General features: G+C 62.8%; 11 protein-coding genes. 4 read left to right on the top strand and 7 right to left on the bottom strand.

All coding sequences use genetic code 11. From position 1 onward, the window contains the following. Positions 1-18: 18 nt before the first annotated feature. Both KF886_11170 and KF886_11165 read right to left on the bottom strand, forming a co-directional pair. A complete protein-coding gene (locus KF886_11170) occupies positions 19-1,167 on the bottom strand; it encodes a radical SAM protein (protein ID MBX3177914.1) in 1,149 nt (382 codons plus the stop codon). Between the two features lie 47 nt (positions 1,168-1,214). Beyond that, positions 1,215-2,246, bottom strand: coding sequence for a DUF1559 domain-containing protein (locus tag KF886_11165; GenBank protein ID MBX3177913.1), 1,032 nt, complete (start codon positions 2,244-2,246; stop codon positions 1,215-1,217). A gap of 1,163 nt (positions 2,247-3,409) precedes the next feature. On the opposite strand from KF886_11165, the gene KF886_11160 reads away from it, so the two are divergent. The 4 genes from KF886_11160 to KF886_11145 all read left to right on the top strand — a co-directional run bounded on the left by KF886_11160 (position 3,410) and on the right by KF886_11145 (position 11,153). Then, positions 3,410-5,431, top strand: coding sequence for a TonB-dependent receptor (locus tag KF886_11160; protein ID MBX3177912.1), 2,022 nt, complete (start codon positions 3,410-3,412; stop codon positions 5,429-5,431). Between the two features lie 363 nt (positions 5,432-5,794). Further along, on the top strand, positions 5,795-7,840 hold the full coding sequence (locus KF886_11155; GenBank protein MBX3177911.1) for a TonB-dependent receptor: 2,046 nt from the start codon (positions 5,795-5,797) through the stop codon (positions 7,838-7,840). Continuing rightward, positions 7,828-8,403: a YfiR family protein gene (locus tag KF886_11150; protein MBX3177910.1), complete on the top strand. Its 576-nt coding sequence runs from the start codon at positions 7,828-7,830 to the stop codon at positions 8,401-8,403. Before KF886_11155 ends, KF886_11150 begins: the two co-directional genes overlap by 13 nt. Positions 8,404-8,417: 14 nt before the next feature. Next, positions 8,418-11,153 carry a response regulator gene (locus tag KF886_11145; protein MBX3177909.1) on the top strand — a complete coding sequence of 912 codons (2,736 nt, stop codon included), beginning with the start codon at positions 8,418-8,420 and terminating at the stop codon, positions 11,151-11,153. A 1-nt stretch (position 11,154) separates the two neighbouring features. On the opposite strand, the gene KF886_11140 is transcribed toward KF886_11145, so the two are convergent. From KF886_11140 to katG, 5 genes are all read right to left on the bottom strand, one after another. Next, positions 11,155-11,850 carry a GAF domain-containing protein gene (locus tag KF886_11140; GenBank protein MBX3177908.1) on the bottom strand — a complete coding sequence of 232 codons (696 nt, stop codon included), beginning with the start codon at positions 11,848-11,850 and terminating at the stop codon, positions 11,155-11,157. A 113-nt stretch (positions 11,851-11,963) separates the two neighbouring features. After that, on the bottom strand, positions 11,964-12,986 hold the full coding sequence (locus KF886_11135; GenBank protein MBX3177907.1) for an RES family NAD+ phosphorylase: 1,023 nt from the start codon (positions 12,984-12,986) through the stop codon (positions 11,964-11,966). Positions 12,987-12,988: 2 nt separating this feature from the next. Beyond that, complete coding sequence (locus KF886_11130; GenBank protein ID MBX3177906.1) at positions 12,989-13,945, bottom strand: sce7725 family protein; 957 nt, start codon at positions 13,943-13,945, stop codon at positions 12,989-12,991. A gap of 2 nt (positions 13,946-13,947) precedes the next feature. Beyond that, positions 13,948-14,850 carry a sce7726 family protein gene (locus KF886_11125; GenBank protein ID MBX3177905.1) on the bottom strand — a complete coding sequence of 301 codons (903 nt, stop codon included), beginning with the start codon at positions 14,848-14,850 and terminating at the stop codon, positions 13,948-13,950. A gap of 280 nt (positions 14,851-15,130) precedes the next feature. Beyond that, complete coding sequence (gene katG, locus KF886_11120; GenBank protein ID MBX3177904.1) at positions 15,131-17,302, bottom strand: catalase/peroxidase HPI; 2,172 nt, start codon at positions 17,300-17,302, stop codon at positions 15,131-15,133. Positions 17,303-17,343 lie beyond the last annotated feature (41 nt).

Raw genomic sequence — 17,343 nt, 5'->3', positions numbered from 1 at the left:
TTCTGGAACAGCCCCGCCTCACGCCTCCGCCAGGATTGCCTCCATATTCCGGTGTATATCGCGGCACATCGACACGTGCGATCCGCTCGGTATCCCGGGCGGGACCAGCCCGTACGCCCTGTAGAGCCGCGCAAACTCGCGGCGCGCCGCACGGTAGTAGTCCGCGCCCGGCGGCTCGCGGTCCGCGCCCGCCGTGCCCGCCGGGGGCATCCACACGGAGAAGGCCGGCACGATGCCGCGCCGCGCCAGGTACTCCGCGCCCTCAAGCATGCTTTCCAGCGGCTCCAGACCGGCCACGAACGCGCTGAACGCCTTGTTCGGGCCGTGCTTTCCCGCGATGTACTCCAGCGACCGCAATTGCGCCTCGCGCCCAACCGCCCGCGCGTGCCCCGGCGCGATCCGCGCATGCAACTCCGGATCCCAGACATGCAGGTCATGCGCAACGCGGTCCGCGCCCGCCGCAAAAACCCGATCGGTCCATTCCGGGTCCTTTGGCGCCGTCATGTAGCAGTAGATCTCCGAAGCGATCCGGTCCAGCCCCACTTTTTCGTCCACCGCGCGCAATACCGCCGCGTATTGCGCGCACTCCTTCTCCGTTGCAAAGCGGCTCCCCGCCGTCAGCTGTACTTCCTTCACCCCGGCGTGTTCCACCGACCAGCCGATGATCTCCGCAACATCGTCCGGCGTCGCCGACGGCAACGTGATGCCCATCTGCTCCGCGCGCACCTGGAAACAGAAATTGCACGTCTCGCCCGTCTTCACGTACTCGCACGCCCACATATAGAAAAACGCGAGCAGCCCCTCGCCTTCCAATACGGCGAGCCCGCCATAAGGGATCCCCGAGGACGTCGCCTGTTCGTAATACGCCGACGCGCGCGGAAACCGGATCGCGCACACCCGCGCCCCGTCCCGGTACAGCGCCGGATCGCCCGAGTCATCCACGTCAAGCGCATACCGGGACGAGGGGTTCGCGTTCAGATGAACCGCAACTTCCCCCGGCAGGATCAGGCAATTGCACGCAAACGGGTTCGAGGGCGGAGCCAGCCGCGCGCGGCCAGCCACCGCTTCGTAGACGCGCTCCGGATACTGTACCCCCCCCTGGATCAGCGCAACCTTGAGATCGAGCGCGTCCAGCGCGCCTGTTTCGGTGTCCGTACCGGATAACATCGGCATCCACTCCACGGGGTTGGTCCGCCGCGAACCGGCGGATGTCATTAGAAAAGTGACACGAAGGTCGTGTATACCCTCGACAGCGGGAACGGTCCCGGGTATTTCACGAAGGCCACGTGCCCGTCCATATACAGCACATTCGATCCGCCCGGAATGTGATTGAAGTCCGAGGGGACCGTGCTCGTGAAGTCATACATCACCGCGACCTGGCTCTGCGCGCGGACGCTTGCCCCGGCATTGTTGATGTCCGTGATCAAAAAGCGCTCCACCCCCTCGCGCACGCGCGGGACGCGCACCGAACCGCCGGAAATATCCGTGTCGTAGTCCCCAAATCCCAGGGCCACCGTCACGGTCTGCGTCGTGAACGCCGTGATAAAGTCCAGACTCACAAAATTCCCCACAATATTGGCCGCGTTGACGCTGCTGTCATTGGGATTCGCGCCCGGAGCCAGATAGTCCCGCCCAGGATCGTCCGTAAATACCCAGGCCATGTAGATGTACGACTCGGGTGTAAACGCGCACGGATCCCACTGCGCCTCCCCGGTGGCCGCGAGTACCTCCTGGTTGTACCAGAGGCCGCTGGTCCCGTCCGCCGCCGAGGTCAGATTCGAATCCGATGGGCACAGCAGCGTCGCGGGATCCGTGAGATAATCCGGGTACACCGCCGGTGAATCCATCGTAAACGCCACCGCCCCCTGCCCCCCCGCGCCGGGCGTCGGCTCGAACGGGTTGTTGTAAAAACACTCGCCGTTCACCGGCGCGCGGTAATTGCTGTAGTCCGGTGGAACGGCGGGGTCGAGCGGGTTCAGATCCCGCGCCTCGTAGGAAAAACCGTCCGCCATCGCCGGGAACTTCTCCCCGCGCGATTCGCTCGCGTACATCTTGAACACCAGGCCCATCTGCTTCAGGTTGTTCGCGCAGCTCGCCCGCCGCGCCGCCTCCCGCGCCCGCGCAAGCGCCGGCAGCAGAATCGCCGCAAGGATACCGATGATCGCTATAACCACCAGCAGCTCGATCAAGGTAAAACCCCGATCCCCCCGTGCCGCCCCACGTTTTACCTTCAAGGTTGTTCTCATAACATTCGGTCCTCTGGCTTTTCAGGTCTACTACCCATGGTTCGCGGGAAGAACGCGTCCCTGAATATTCGTATCAAAATGCTTAAAAAAACCGCGCTGGCCCATCGGGACGAAGATTCTCGTTGATCGCCATCGTCATCATTGCATTTCTCTGTGCTCTTTGCGCTCTTTGTGGCTCCAAATCCAATCCCCCGCACGCCGTGACCGCGCATCGCGCCCTCGATCATCTCCTTCGCGCCTTCGCGTGAATAGCAATCCTTCTCCAACTTTCTTCCTTCGTACCTCTATCCGTCATTTTCTTGTTCTTTCTCCAAGTTCTTGCGCGCAATATCTCCTTGACAATTTGCTGTAAATGCGTTTACGAATTGGAAACTCCAAGGAGAATTTCCGGGCCGTCCCATGAATATCGTGGCCGGTATTCTTCTATTGACCACGGATTACACCGATGACACGGATTGAAGCGAAACTCGAACCAAACGAGAAGAAGCAGCCCGCCACCCGATCAACCCCGCTACAATTCCGATGCTGAACAATCCGAACAGGCTGCGTCGAAAATCGCACGCAGCCGCCGGCACGCCTCAACGACCGAATTCATTTTCTATCCGTGTCATCAGTGCAATCCGTGGGCACAATTCTTGAGCGCCGCCCGCGGCTGCTCCCAATGTATTCGTGTGCATTGGTGTTCATTCGTGGTTAAAAAAACGCGCCGTCACTCAACCACCCACCCACACCATCTGCGTAAAAAAATCACCCTATGTGCTCTCTGCGTTCTCTGCGGTCAATGCTTCGTCTCTCTTTCTCTTCGTGCCTTCGTGGTGATCAATTCCTTGGGTTGCGGCCAGAGGCTGCCCAGTGCACTTCGTGGTGATTATCCCTTTGTTTTCGCCCAAGGCTGCCCTGTGTTTATCCGCGAGCTGGCGCGGTTCAGGCCACGCCCCGAATTATATATGAAAATGTATTCATATGAACAAGTTCTTATTTCACGCCGCCTATCCGCGTGATCGCGGCCCGTTTTGCATAGGCCGCGCGATTGAAGTACCCTTCCCATGGCAGGTGTTTCCAGACGCCCGGCGCGATCACGGTCCGCCTGCTCCATCAGGCGTCACGCTGGCGCCCGCAGAGTGCGAACAAGAGCGATTTCGCTTCCCGGAAAGGTCGTCATCATGGCGCAGTGGAGACGTTGCCTCCGCCGGTGGATGCCGGCGCTGATCGCGTGTGCGCTGGCCTGCGCTTCCTCCGCCGGCGCCGGCGCGCCCGAAACGCCCCCCCGCGGCGTCTCCAGGCTCGCCGAGATGAGCCTCGAAGAACTGGCGGATCTAGAGATCTCCTCCGTCTCAAAGCGCGCCGAGCCGCGCACCGGCGCGGCCGCCGCCATCTTCGTCATTACGCAAGAAGATATCCGGCGCTCCACCGCCGTGACGCTCCCCGACCTCCTGCGCTCAGTCCCGGGCTTGCACGTCGCCAGCCTCGACGCCAACAAACGCTCGGTCTCTGCCCGCGGCTTCAGCGGGCGCTACGCCAACGCGCTGCTCGTTCTGATCGACGGGCGCAGCATATACAACCCCCTGTTCTCCGGTACCGAATGGGAATCCTACGACCTGATGCTGGAGAATATCGATCGCATTGAGGTCATCCGCGGTCCCGGAAGCGCACTGTGGGGGGCCAACGCGGTCAACGGCGTCATCAATATCGTCACCAAACCCGCCTCGGACACCCAGGGCGGACTGCTCAGCCTGGGCGCCGGCACGGAGTACCGCGGCTTCGGCGCCTTCCGCTACGGGGCCGCCGCCGGCGAACACGGCCACTACCGCCTCTATCTCCGCCTCCTGGATCGCGATGACGCCGTTTTCGAGCGCGGCGATCGCGCTGCCGACGACGCCTTGAACGCGCGCGGCGGCGGGCGCTGGGACTGGGCATGGGACGACGACCGCTTCACCCTCATCGCCAATCTCAACCGCTCCATCACGGGCCAGACCTTCGAAGTCACCTCCCGGCGCGTTCCCCTGCCCCAATTCCGCGACGACGACACCCGGGTGACCGGCGCGGACGTTCTCGGGCGCTGGACGCGCGCCTACAGCGGGGGAGCCGAGCTCCGGGTCCAGGCCTACTACGATCACTGGCATTCCACAGGATTCGAGCTGGACGAGACCCGCGACACCCTCGACCTGGAGATCCAGTATCGCATGGCCGCGCTGGGACGCCACGAGTTCATGTTCGGCGGCGGCTTCCGCTACTACGATGATCGCACGGGCGGATCGCTTACCACTTCCTTCTCTCCCGCCGATCAGCGAAAGCGCCTGTTCAGCGCCTTCATTCAGGATCGCATCGCGCTCGCCGGCGACGCCCTCACGCTCACCCTCGGCGCAAAATTCGAGCACAATGACTTCACCGGCCTCGAAATTCAGCCCAGCGCGCGCCTCGCCTGGACCCCCAACGACCGCCACACCCTCTGGGCCGCCGTTTCGCGCGCCGTGCGCACCCCCTCGCTCGCCGAGGAAGCCGCCCGCGTGCAGGCGCTGGAGTTTCCCGGCGTCACCGCCGCGCTCTATGGCAATCGCGACTACGATTCGGAAAATCTCCTGGCCTTCGAAGCCGGTTACCGCGTGCGGCCCGCCGAAAAGCTCCAGTTGGATCTCGCGGTCTTCTACAACCGCTACGAAAACCTCCGCTCCCTCGAACTCGGGCTGCCCTTTGTCGAGGTCTACCCCCTCCCGATTCACATCGCCATCCCATTCCACGCGCGGAATAACCACGACGCCGAGACCTACGGCGTCGAGCTCGCCGCCGACTGGCGGCCCGCCGGCTGGTGGCGCCTGCGGGCCCACTATTCCCTCCTCCGGATAAGCCACGACCTGAACGCCCGGACGCTGGACCCAGTCTCCGGATCGGTATCCGGCAGCTACCCGCGCCACCAGGCCTACCTGGCGAGCTACATGAACCTCGGACACAACGTCGATCTCGACGCCGCCCTCCGCTACGCGAGCGGCTTGCCCGCCCTCGCTGTCGAGGAATACATCACGCTCGACATCCGGCTCGCCTGGAGGCCACACCAGGATTTCGAACTCGCCATCGTGGGGCACGACTTGCTCGACGCAAGACATACCGAATTCGACGCCACGTTCATCAACACCGTACCCACCCAGGTCCAGCGCGGCGTATATGGAAAACTGACGTGGCGATTCTGAGCGCGCAGCACCGCCCTATCCCCCCATTGCAGGGCAATCACATTTATACGCTCTCGGTATATGGGCGTAAAATTGAGTCGATATGGAGCCTTGAATCAACGAAAGTGAGCGGTCTGGAGCGCCGGCATCTCTGCCGCCAAGGTCAGGGATTCGCCGCAGACGAAATGCCAGCGCTCCAACAAGCGCCCTTCTTAACATTGAAGGTGGTACATATGGCGCTCGGCTCGAGTTGGAAGTTTAAACGCGATTGCCCTTTCCCCCCATTGCAATTCGGCCGCCCATGCAGTACCCTTCCGGGTATACGGCTATTTCGGACGCTGCGGGATTGGGCGCCGCTCCGACACCTGAGGTGAGTCCTCCGCCATGCATCTGACGGTGAGCAGCATCATACTTGCAAGAACGCCCCGCCCGGGGCGCGGCCCGCGCGCGCTGCTCCTGCTCGGTTGTCTGGGGCTCGCGCTCGCCCCGGGCGCCGCAACCGTCGATTCCTCCCGCCCCATCTCGCGGCTCGCCGAGATGAGCCTGGAAGACCTCGCCGACCTCGAAATATCCACCGTCTCCAAGCAAACCGAGCGCCGCTCCGCCGCCGCCGCCGCCATCCACGTCATCACCAGAGACGATATCCGAAACTCCCCCGCGCTAACGCTTCCCGAGCTGCTGCGCACCGTCCCCGGCGTACACGTCGCCAGCCTGGACGCCAGCGTCCGATCCATCTCCATCCGCGGCTTCGGAGGCCGCTACGCCACAAAGCTCCTCGTCCTCGTGGATGGGCGCAGCATCTACACCCCACTCTTCTCGGGCGTCGTATGGGAAGCGCAGGACATTCCGCTCGAAGATATCGAGCGCATTGAGGTTATTCGCGGCCCCGGCGGTTCCCTCTGGGGGGCCAACGCCGTGAACGGCGTCATCAACATCATCACGCGCAACGCCGCCAACACCCAGGGGGGCCTTATCAGCGCCGGCGCCGGTACGGAATACCCCGGCTTCGGTTTCATGCGATACGGCGGCAAGGCCGGCGAACACGGCCACTACCGCCTCTACCTGCGCTATCTCGGGCAGGACAACCGCGCGCCGGTCCCGGGGCGCATCGCGGCCGATGACGCGGAATACGCGCGCGGCGGCGCCCGATGGGATTGGGACTGGGGCGAATCGCAACTCACCGTCATTGGCGAGTTGTACGGAGCCGAAACGACCCAGGCCTACGATGTCCCCCTCATTCCACTCCCCATTTCGGATACGCGGGTCGAGGACTCCCTCTATTCCGGCGGCAGCCTGCTCGGGCGCTGGGCGCGCACCGCGGAAAGCGGCGGAAAGCTACAACTCCAGGCCTACTATGATCGGGCGGACACCAACAACTTTCTGCTGGACGAAGACCGCGAAACGCTCGATCTTCAGATCCAGTACCTCCTGCCCGCGCGAGGGCGTCACGAAATCCTGTGGGGCGGCGGCGCCCGGTTCTACAAGGACCGCACCCGCGGCTCGCAACTTGTGTTCTACGACCCGCCCGTGCAGTCACGGAGCCTCTACAGCGCGTTTATACAGGACCGGATCGCATTCTTCGACGAACGGCTGATCCTGACGCTCGGTTCCAAGTTTGAATACAACGACTTTACCGGCCTAGAGATTCAGCCCAGCGCGCGCATCGCCTGGACGCCAAACAATACGCATACCCTTTGGGCCGCCATATCCCGCGCCGTGCGAACGCCCTCGGTGACCGATGACTCCACAAACGTCGCCGGTTTCGCAATCCCAGGGCTTATCCTCACCTTTGAGGGCGACTCGGGCTTCGATTCCGAGGAACTCCTCGCCATCGAGGCCGGCTACCGCGCCGCGCTGACACAGGCTCTCACGCTCGACCTGGCCCTCTTTCACAACCGATACCAGAACCTCCGAACCACCGAAATCGGATTCCCCTACCTGGCCGCCGGCCCGCGCCCGCTCCACATCGCCATTCCGGCCATCGGCCGCAACAACATGGACGCCACCGCCTATGGCGCGGAAATCGACGTGGCCTGGCAGGCGACGTCCTGGTGGCGCCTGCGCGCAACCTATTCCTATCTCCATATGGACCTCGACATCAACCCCGAAAGCATCGATTTCGTCTCCGCGCCGATGGAGAAAAGCGAGCCGCGACACCAGGCCCGCGTCGAAAGTTGGATGAATCTCGGCGAATCCTTCCAGATCAATCTCGCGCTCCGCTACGTGGACCGCCTGCCCGCGCTCGACATCGACGAATACGTAAGCCTGGACGCCGGGCTGACGTGGAGCCCGTCGGACTCCTTCGAGATTGAGATTGTGGGGCACGACCTGCTGGAATCCCGCCGCCTCGAATATGACTCCTCCTTTGTTAATACAGCCCCGACACAAGCGCAGCGCGGTGTCTACGGAAAGGTGACATGGCGCTTCTGATCCGAAATCCCGCGCGCGCCGCCGCGCTTTTCGCCGCTATCGCCTGCGCCGCCTGGTGCGCACTTGCGCCAACCGCCGTGGCCGGCGGTGAAACCGGCGGCTTCCAGGAATACGAGATCAAGGCCGGGTACCTCGTCAACTTCCCGAAATACATCGACTGGCCGGAAGACGCCTTCCCCGATCCCGAAGCGCCCTTCAAATTCGGCATTCTCGGAGAAAACCCCTTTGGCGATGTCCTCGGAGAACTCCTCCGGGGCCTGGAACTCCACGGGCGCCCCGCCGTACTCGTCTCATCGGACGACCCGGCGGATCTTCACGATTGCCACGTCGTCTATACCGCGCTCGCCATGGACGCCGGCGCCGCCGACGCCATCGAGGCCCTCCGCGATTCCCGCGCCCTCACCGTCGGAGAACAGGAAGGCTTCGCCGAGCGCGGCGGCATGATCAACTTCGTCCGCCAGGACGCCAAAGTAAAGTTCGAAGTCAATCTCAAGAGCGCCAATCGGGCCTCGCTGAACCTGAGCGCGCGGCTGCTGAGGCTCGCCGTCAAGGTGTTCCGCTAATGGCGCGTCGGCCGATGACATTGCGCCGCCCGGAATCGCTCAAACGCGCCTTCCACCTCGACATCAAGGCCAAACTCGTGCTGATCGCCATGGCGACCACCGCCGCGTCCCTCCTGCTCGCGGCCGCCATTGGCTACACGTACAGCCGGATCGATTACCGGCATGAAATCGTAGACGAGCTCGCCTCCGACGCGCGCTTTCTCGCCTTCAACACCGCCGCCGCCATCGAGTTCGACAGCCCCGATGACGCCGCGGAAAGCCTGCGCGCGCTCCGCGTTCACCCCAACATCATCGGCGCCGCCATCTACGACGCGCAAGGCGATCTATTCGCCACCTACCTGCGGGACGAAGCGGAGGCCGCCCTGTTCCGCCGCCCGCCCGGCAGCTACGGCCCCTTCGACGCCGGCGCAAACCTTGGCGTGGCGGAACCCATCATCGCCGCCGGAGCCCGGATTGGAACCATTGTGCTGGTGTCGGATATGCGCCAGCTCCATGCCCGAACCCGCCGCAATCTGGCCGCCGGCGCCGCCATCTTCCTCGGCATCGGCCTGTTTTCACTCCTCCTTTCCGTCCGGTTACAGCGCTTTATCTCCGAGCCCGTCCAGCGCCTCGCGGACACCGCGCGCACCATCTCAAAGCGCCAGGATTACTCGCTCCGCGCCGAGATCCGCACGGGAGACGAACTCGGCGATCTGGCCGCCCAGTTCAATGAGATGCTGGACCAGATACAGCGGCAGGACCGCGCCCTGCGCGAGGCGAACAACCTCCTCGAAGCGCGCGTTCAGGAGCGCACCAGCGCACTGGAAGCTGCGAAGGAGGAGGCCGAGGCCGCGTCCCGCGCAAAGGGCGAGTTCCTGGCCACCATGAGCCACGAACTGCGTACGCCCCTCAACGGCATCTCCGGGATGATGGAATTGCTCGCCGACAGCCCCCTCACCGAAGAGCAGCGCGAGCGCGTCGGCCTCGTCCGCTACTCCACCGCCGCACTGGTCGATATCGTCAACGACATCCTCGACTTCTCCAAGATCGAGGCGGGAAAGCTCGACCTCGACGCGCGCCCCTTCGACCTGGAAGCCATCGTCCACGGCGTCGGCGAACTCCTCTCCGTCACCGCCGCCAGCAAGGGCGTCGAGGTGCTCTCCCACTTCGACGCCGCCGCGCCAAGGCAGGTAGTCGGAGATGCGGGGCGCGTCCGCCAGGTCCTCAACAACGTGGTCGGCAATGCCGTCAAGTTCACCCGGGAAGGCCGCATCACCATCCGCGCACGCGCCGCCGGATCGCCGGACTCCGAATCCGTCCGCTTCGAGTTCGAAGTGGAGGATACCGGTGTCGGCATCCCCCAGGACAAGCTCGAAGCCATCTTCGAAACCTTCACCCAGGCCGACGCCTCCACCACCCGGAAATACGGCGGAACCGGGCTCGGCCTCGCCATCACACGAAGTCTCGTGGAATTGATGGGGGGCGAGATTCGCGTGGACAGCGTACCGGGGGAGGGCTCCACAGCCCGGTTCTCCATGCTGTTTGGCGTCGCGGGCGAATGCCCCCCGCCGCGCATGATGGCGCCGGCGCGCGCCTGCGTGATCTGCGAAGACCCGGTCACACGCGCGCTCTGCGTCGACGCCCTGCGGAGCTGGGGTGTCACCGCCATCGCGCTCGATCCCGCCGTGCCCGACTGGAGCGCCCACCCCGGTTCGGCGCCGGACCTGATACTGCTTCACCCCGGTGGCGGCGATCGGGCGATTGCCGCCCTGCAAGCCTTCCGCGAGCGAGATCCCGAAAGCAGCCCGCCCGTCCTGGCTCTCGGGTCGCAGGCGAACCCGCTTGACCGCGCCCGCCTCGGAAAATTGGGTATCAACGCCTTCCTGGAAGCCTACCTGACGCCCTCACGTCTGTTCGACGCCATTGCCGGCCTGCTCGACCAGGGCCCGGTGAAGCCGGATACACCCCCGTCCACAATCCCGCGCCACAATCCCAACCCATCCGCGGCTTCCACAAACCACGCGCGCGTGCTGCTCGCCGAGGACAACATCGTCAACCAGAAAGTCGCCACGGGCATGCTGAAACGGCTGGGGCTGGACGTGGAGATCGCCAGCGACGGCCAGCAGGCGGTGGAGTGTGTCCGGGAACGCGCCTACGATCTGATCTTCATGGATGTTCAGATGCCCGTCATGGACGGGCTGGAGGCCACCGCCCGAATCCGGGAACTTCCGCACGGCGAGCGCGTGCCCATCATCGCCATGACCGCCAACGCCATGCAGGGAGACCGGGACCGCTGCATCGCCGCCGGCATGGACGATTACCTGGCGAAACCGCTCGACCCCAGGCAGCTCGGCCGCGCCATCACGCGGCAGCTTGCCGGGCGGGCCGCCGCGCGAAGGGAAGCCCCCTCATTTCTCCTCGCCATCGCCGGCCCCGAGGACGTGACCGGCGTCTCCAGCGCCATTCTCGCCACCTGGCCCGGCGCGCGCTGCGCCACCGCCCCAACCGGCGTCTCCGCCTGTATCGGAATCGGGAGCCATCTTCCCGATTGCCTCGTACTCGCGCCCGATCTGCCCGACATGGATCTCGATAGCCTCCTACGCGGCCTGAACGCGGAAGAACGCTACCGCGCCGTCAAGGTGGTGTTGTGGAATCCGGAGTGCGCCGATCTCCCCGCCGGCGCACGCGATCTGCCCGCCGCGTCCAACCCCGACGCGCTCAGCGTGCTCGTCGCCGCGCTTTGGGACGGCGCCGCGCCACCCCCGGGCTGATTCAGGGCCGCTCCCCCCGATGCATCGCCTCGGATGCCTCCGGATAAAGCGATTCCATACACTCGGGGCAAATGCCGTGGCTGAACACCGCCTCGGAGTGCTGCGCCACATACGTGTCAACGCGCTCCCAGTACCCGGAATCGTCGCGGATCTTCTTGCAGTTCGTGCAAATCGGCAACATCCCCCGCAGGCGCTTCACCTGCGCCAGCGCCTCGCGAAGCTCGATCTGCGCCATCACCTGCCGCGCCAGCACACGCAGCGCCGTCTCCTGCAACTCGCTCAGTGTGCGCGGCTTCACATCGATCACGCAAAGCGTCCCCAGCGCCGAACCATCGTCGCAGACCAACGGCGCCCCCGCGTAAAACCGGATCGAAGGCGGGCCCGTCACAAACGGATTACCCGCAAAACGCGGATCCCGCGACGCGTCCCGCACCACCATCAGCTCGTGCGGCTTGAGTATCGCCCGGGCGCAGAACGCGTGGTCCCGGGGCGTCTCGTCAATATCGATACCCACCTTCGACTTGAACCACTGCCGATCCGCGTCCAGCAACGTAATTAGCGCCATCGGCGTCTGCGCGATCTGCGCCGCAAGAAACGTGATATCGTCGTACGCCTTTTCGGGAAACGTATCCAGTATTCCAAGTTCCCGGAGCTTCCGCAAACGGCGCTGTTCGTCTTCAGAAGGCCCATGCTGCATGAGGTGACTCCATTCTGCCGGCTGCTGCCTCGCCGCACAGTCTACGCGGAGCGCAAACCCGCGGGCAAACCAACCGCAATGCGCCAGACAACAGAAGACCGCCGGACCCGGTTCTATGCCCTGACAGTCTCTATGGCAACCTTCGTCACGTGGTAGTATTCCGACGACTTGGGAGTGGCTCTGACAGGATCAAACAAGGCAAGATTGATACCGTCACTTACCGAGCTACCGTAAACAACACCGTCGAAACCACACTTCTTGATGAACTCACACAGGTATTGACTCGGAATGTAATCGATTGCCGCGCTGTCCGGCAGTACTGGTCGGGTCAACTCCGCGCCGAGCCGCTCCAACAAGGGCAGGTCTGCGCGCAGCTGGCCGATCTCGTCCGCTCCTGCGAGGAAGAATGGCGAAACACATTTCCGGGGGTCACGAAGATCAACGGCCACCACCCCTGGGACTTCGAATTCCGCGACACAAACTCTATCCCCCGTGTGAGGGCGCACTTCCGCGACGGCGGTGACCGCATCCGAGCCAAGGTAGAGGTACGGTATTCCGGCGGGATTCGCGCGCCCGTGCGAGGCCAGCTGATTGGGCGGCGCGCCCATCTTGCTCAACGGAAAATCGTCGCCACCTTTACAAACTCGGGCACGGTACCACCTGTCCGAGAGCCCACGGATTAATACGTGACTAAGCAGTTCGCGGAGACGATCAATGTCCAGAGTCTCATCCAGAAACCAGCGATTCCTGGTCATCAGCTCGTCGCGAAACGCGTCCCACTGAAGCAGCCCCACACTCCGATAAGCCGATGAAGGACTGAACGAACGCCGGACAATCTCGCCATCGTCCAATATTTCCGCCAGGAGCTCCTTCGCGTGAGCTACGTCCAGGCGGTCATCGGGAAAGAGCCGCCAGTCTTCCTTCATCCACTCAACCAGCGTCTTGCCTTCTCCATCTGACTCATAAACATTCGTCAGAATCTCGAATAGATTGCGGAGAGCGCCTGGTTCGACCAACTGCACTTTCACGGACCCACAATAGCTGCATGTGCCAAATTCAGGTTTCAAAGTCGGAAATATTTTTTCGCGAAGCCCCCGATCATCGAAGCACTCCGGGCAGCAGCACTTCGGGAGCATTGTCATTCCCGTCCTTCAGGCTTGAGCCTCAGAAAAGTCGCCAAAGTCTCTAAATGATGAATCATCGAGAGTTTCTTCACGTAGCCAAGGCCCGGAAAATGTCCCTTGTCATGCAATGCCCTGAATTCCTCGATTGCTGTGGTGTCATAGAGCTTCGAGGCCCCTGAATCGAGCTTCAAGACGAGCTTTCGAAGTGCCTGGGCAAACTTTCCCGCGGGATCGGTCGGCGTGTCGTTCGTATCCGAGACGAAATGGTAGACGTACATCACGTCATCTTTCTCATCGTCGATGAAGGTCAAGTGAATCGCTACCGCATACGCTGGCCCGCCCGTCTCCGAGTAATCATCACCAACGATCAAAAAGTCGCCAAAACCATCCATTTTCAGTTCGGAGTATGTCACGTGGAGTTCGGAAAATTCCTCGGTTTCGGGATAGTCCGCGTTGCGCCGGCGCTCGAATCCATCTCCGACGAGAATTCGCGTCGGGCCAGTAAAATGCCTTCGGTAGAGATGGCCCGTGAACTTGTCGATGAAAATGTGCTCTGATACCGCCACGTTTTCTGCGGAGAGATGGGCAGCCAACCCCTTCGGATCTGTGAATCCCGCGTGTATGATGGTCAAATCATGTGCTGCATGAGATTTGCAGACGGCAAGCGCCTCATTCAGCGCCATCTCGCTTCGCAATAGAACGCCAGCGGATACGAAATCGTCCTTGTTATAAACCTCACGTAGTATTGTGGAAATTGCATCGCCGCCGCTATGGTCACCGTGGTACGGGTTCACGATGAGGATCGCTCGCCCTTCCGCGTCGCGAATTGCGTCCAGAGTCTTCGTGAGTCCGGCGATGGATTCCTTGACTGGCTCTATAATTGGCACAAATCCGCATTCGGCAAATAACCCGGCCCGCTCACGTATCGCAATCAGTTCGAATTGTTTGCCGCGAAAGTAAGGTCGATACATCGCTATACCCATTTCTCCGCCTCGCTCAACGGTGTGTGCACAGCGTCCGTCAACCGTTTGTGGTCAGCCTTCCGGATCGGGGTGGAAAGTATCGCGGCGTGCAGAGATTTCGGCAGCCGCTCAACAAGCTCGCACAACGGAGTAAGGTCACGCGTAACCTTTAGCGTTTCCACCATTTGCTGGTGCACGGCGACAGGCTCAAGATCGCTGAAGAGCGCTCGCATAGCGCCTCGGAGCTGAGTATTGGGGAGGTTGGGCGCCTCAATTCCAAGACCGCTCAGAATCAGTATCGCTTCGTCGGAGCGCAGCGAATCAAAGACAGCAACTGGACATATTCCATCAGGCCGGACATGCGCCTCGCGTTCCGTCGATATCTGATAACGAGCGTTCAGGCGCAAGATACCAACATCCATTGGCGCCACCGTGGAAATTGCACCAATATGTGAATCGCTGGCAATTACATTTACCGATGCAAAAACCCGCCGGTACTGTTCAACCTGTTGTGCAAGACGAAATAGTGAGTCCCGTTCGGATTTGATTTCATAGGCAGCGGAAGAGCCGTTAAGAATGACGGCATCGGCCCTGCAATTGCCGACCCGGAACTCGCTTAGCATCGCGGCGGTTCGAAGTGAATGCTTACCCAAAAGCACCTTGTGAGTGAGCGCGGAACGGTAAATGTACTCGTCGCGTCGGCCCGCGGAATTAAGTATGGTGAATGCAGTCTCAAATAGATCACGGACGCGTGCGGAGGTAGAACAGCGCAGCGCGAGTCGAGAGGCGGAGGACAGCCGTCGCAACAATGGCGAACGGCCTTTTCGGGCTAACTCCTGAATTACGGACGATGAAAACAAGCGCGTCAACGCCGACAGTTCGTACGCGCTAAGTATCGCGTTTCTGCCCGCCATACATTCTCCCGTTGCTGAGCCTTGATTGCATTCTATATCACAGACAACCGCTCCCACCACATTTCGCTCCGAGCGCACCGCCCCGATAGGAGGTGCTTTGCCAAGGCGTGAGCTGGAGCGTTACTCGACGGGGAGGACTTTCCGGAGGCCCAATTACCCGGAAGCGGCTACACCAAGCCGAAAATCAAGAGCAATTGGAACGAAGGCTGGCCTGCCGAATGAATATTCGCACAGGCCAGCAAAGGGAATCACAGTACCGTCGTATGAAGTAAAAGAGCCCTTACCCACCAATATCGAAACGGTCCAGGTTCATGACCTTGTCCCAGGCCGCCACGAATTCCCGCACGAACTTCTCGCCGGCGTCGTCGCACGCGTACACTTCCGCGAGCGCGCGGAGCTGCGAGTTTGACCCAAACACCAGGTCAACCGCCGTGCCGGTCCACTTCACCTCGCCGGTGGCGCGATCGCGTCCCTCGTAGAAATGCGCGCAGCGCTCCGACTTCTTCCATTCCAGATCCAGGTCCAGCAGATTCACGAAGAAATCGTTGGTCAGGGTCTCGGGCCGCGCCGTAAACACGCCCAGGGGCGACCGCCCCGTGTTTGCGTTCAACGCGCGCAGGCCGCCCACCAGCACCGTCATCTCCGGCGCGCTCAACGTCAGCAGGTGCGCGCGATCGAGCAGCAATTCCTCCGCCGGGCGCGTCACGCCCTTGCCATAGTAATTGCGGAACCCGTCCGCGGCGGGCTCGAGCACCGCAAAGCTATCGGTGTCCGTCATGTCCTGCGTCGCGTCCGTGCGGCCCGGCGTGAACGGGACCGTGATGGCGTGGCCCGCGTTCTTCGCCGCCTGCTCCACCGCCGCGCAGCCGCCCAGCACAATCAGATCCGCAAGGGAAACCTGCTTCCCGCCGGACTGCGCGCCGTTGAACTCGGATTGCACTTTCTCCAGCGCCTGCAGGATGTTGCCGAGCTCCGCGGGATCGTTTGCGGCCCAGTCCTTCTGCGGGGCGAGGCGCAGGCGCGCGCCGTTCGCGCCGCCGCGCTTGTCCGTGCCGCGGAAGGTCGAAGCCGACGCCCACGCGGTCGATACCAACTGCGCGATCGACAGCCCCGACGAAAGCAGCTTGCCCTTCAGGCCCACGATGTCCTGCGCGTCGATGAGCGCGTGATCCACATCTGGGACCGGATCCTGCCAGAGCTGCGGCTCGGGAACCCAGGGGCCCAGCAGGCGCGACACGGGGCCCATATCGCGGTGCGTCAGCTTGTACCACGCCTTGGCGAACGCATCGGCGAACTCGTCCGGATTCTCGTAGAAATGCCGCGAGATGGGACCGTAGATCGGGTCCAGCCGGAGCGCCAGGTCCGTCGTGAACATCATCGGCGCGCTCCGCTTGTTCGGGTCGTGCGCGTCCGGAACCGCGTCCTTCGCGGCGGGATCCGTCGGCGTCCACTGCCACGCGCCCGCCGGACTCTTAACCAGGTCCCACTCGTAGCCAAACAGCGTCTCGAAGTAGCTGTTGTCCCACTGGGTCGGCGTCGGCGTCCAGGCGCCTTCGAGGCCGCTGGTGATGGTGTCCGAGCCATGGCCCGAGCCGTACGTGTTCTTCCAGCCCAGGCCCATCTCCTCAAGCGGCGCGCCTTCGGGCTCGGGGCCCACATACTTCAGCGGATCCGCCGCGCCGTGCGCCTTGCCAAACGTGTGCCCGCCCGCGATCAGCGCCACCGTCTCGTAGTCGTTCATCGCCATCCGCGCAAACGTCTCGCGGATGTCGCGCGCCGCCGCCAGGACGCTCGGCTGCCCGTTCGGCCCCTCCGGATTCACATAGATCAGGCCCATCTGCACCGCCGCCAGCGGGTTCTCCAGCTCGCGATCACCGCTGTAGCGCTGGTCCGCAAGCCACTCGCCCTCGGGGCCCCAGTAGATGTCCTCTTCGGGCTCCCAGACGTCCTCGCGACCGCCCGCAAACCCGAACGTCTTCAGGCCCATCGACTCCAGCGCGCAGTGGCCCGCAAACAACATCAGGTCCGCCCACGAGATCTTCCGGCCATATTTCTTCTTCAAGGGCCAGAGCAGCCGGCGCGCCTTGTCCAGGCTCGCGTTGTCCGGCCAGCTGTTCAGCGGCGCAAATCGCTGCGTCCCCGAACCCGCGCCACCGCGGCCATCGCTGACGCGGTACGTCCCCGCGCTGTGCCACGCCATCCGGATGAAAAACGGCCCGTAGTGCCCCCAGTCCGCCGGCCACCACGGCTGCGACGTCGTCATCAGCGCGTACATGTCCTTCTTCAGCGCTTCCAGGTCGAGCGACTTGAACGCCGCCGCATAATCGAATTCCTCGCCCATCGGGTTCCCGGCGGGCGGGTTTTGATGCAGCATCTTCAGATTCAGCTGATTTGGCCACCAGTACTTGTTCGCGGTCGACCCCGTCACGGTATGCGGATCAGCCCCGCCCATCACGGGGCACTTGCTCGGATTTTCTGACACGTTAGCTCTCC

This window comes from Candidatus Hydrogenedentota bacterium, from assembly GCA_019637335.1.
Lineage (GTDB): Bacteria > Hydrogenedentota > Hydrogenedentia > Hydrogenedentales > JAEUWI01 > JAEUWI01.
Note: the sequence above shows the minus strand (reverse complement) of the source record. Positions and strands in the feature narration are given on the sequence as shown.

What these genes read in the sequence shown, in the direction of transcription:
- KF886_11170 (MBX3177914.1), bottom strand. Translation starts at nt 1,167, where the DNA reads ATGTTATCCGGTACGGACACCGAAACAGGCGCGCTGGACGCGCTCGAT.
- KF886_11165 (MBX3177913.1), bottom strand. Translation starts at nt 2,246, where the DNA reads ATGAGAACAACCTTGAAGGTAAAACGTGGGGCGGCACGGGGGGATCGG.
- KF886_11160 (MBX3177912.1), top strand. Translation starts at nt 3,410, where the DNA reads ATGGCGCAGTGGAGACGTTGCCTCCGCCGGTGGATGCCGGCGCTGATC.
- KF886_11155 (MBX3177911.1), top strand. Translation starts at nt 5,795, where the DNA reads ATGCATCTGACGGTGAGCAGCATCATACTTGCAAGAACGCCCCGCCCG.
- KF886_11150 (MBX3177910.1), top strand. Translation starts at nt 7,828, where the DNA reads ATGGCGCTTCTGATCCGAAATCCCGCGCGCGCCGCCGCGCTTTTCGCC.
- KF886_11145 (MBX3177909.1), top strand. Translation starts at nt 8,418, where the DNA reads ATGACATTGCGCCGCCCGGAATCGCTCAAACGCGCCTTCCACCTCGAC.
- KF886_11140 (MBX3177908.1), bottom strand. Translation starts at nt 11,850, where the DNA reads ATGCAGCATGGGCCTTCTGAAGACGAACAGCGCCGTTTGCGGAAGCTC.
- KF886_11135 (MBX3177907.1), bottom strand. Translation starts at nt 12,986, where the DNA reads ATGCTCCCGAAGTGCTGCTGCCCGGAGTGCTTCGATGATCGGGGGCTT.
- KF886_11130 (MBX3177906.1), bottom strand. Translation starts at nt 13,945, where the DNA reads ATGTATCGACCTTACTTTCGCGGCAAACAATTCGAACTGATTGCGATA.
- KF886_11125 (MBX3177905.1), bottom strand. Translation starts at nt 14,850, where the DNA reads ATGGCGGGCAGAAACGCGATACTTAGCGCGTACGAACTGTCGGCGTTG.
- katG (MBX3177904.1), bottom strand. Translation starts at nt 17,302, where the DNA reads ATGGGCGGGGCTGATCCGCATACCGTGACGGGGTCGACCGCGAACAAG.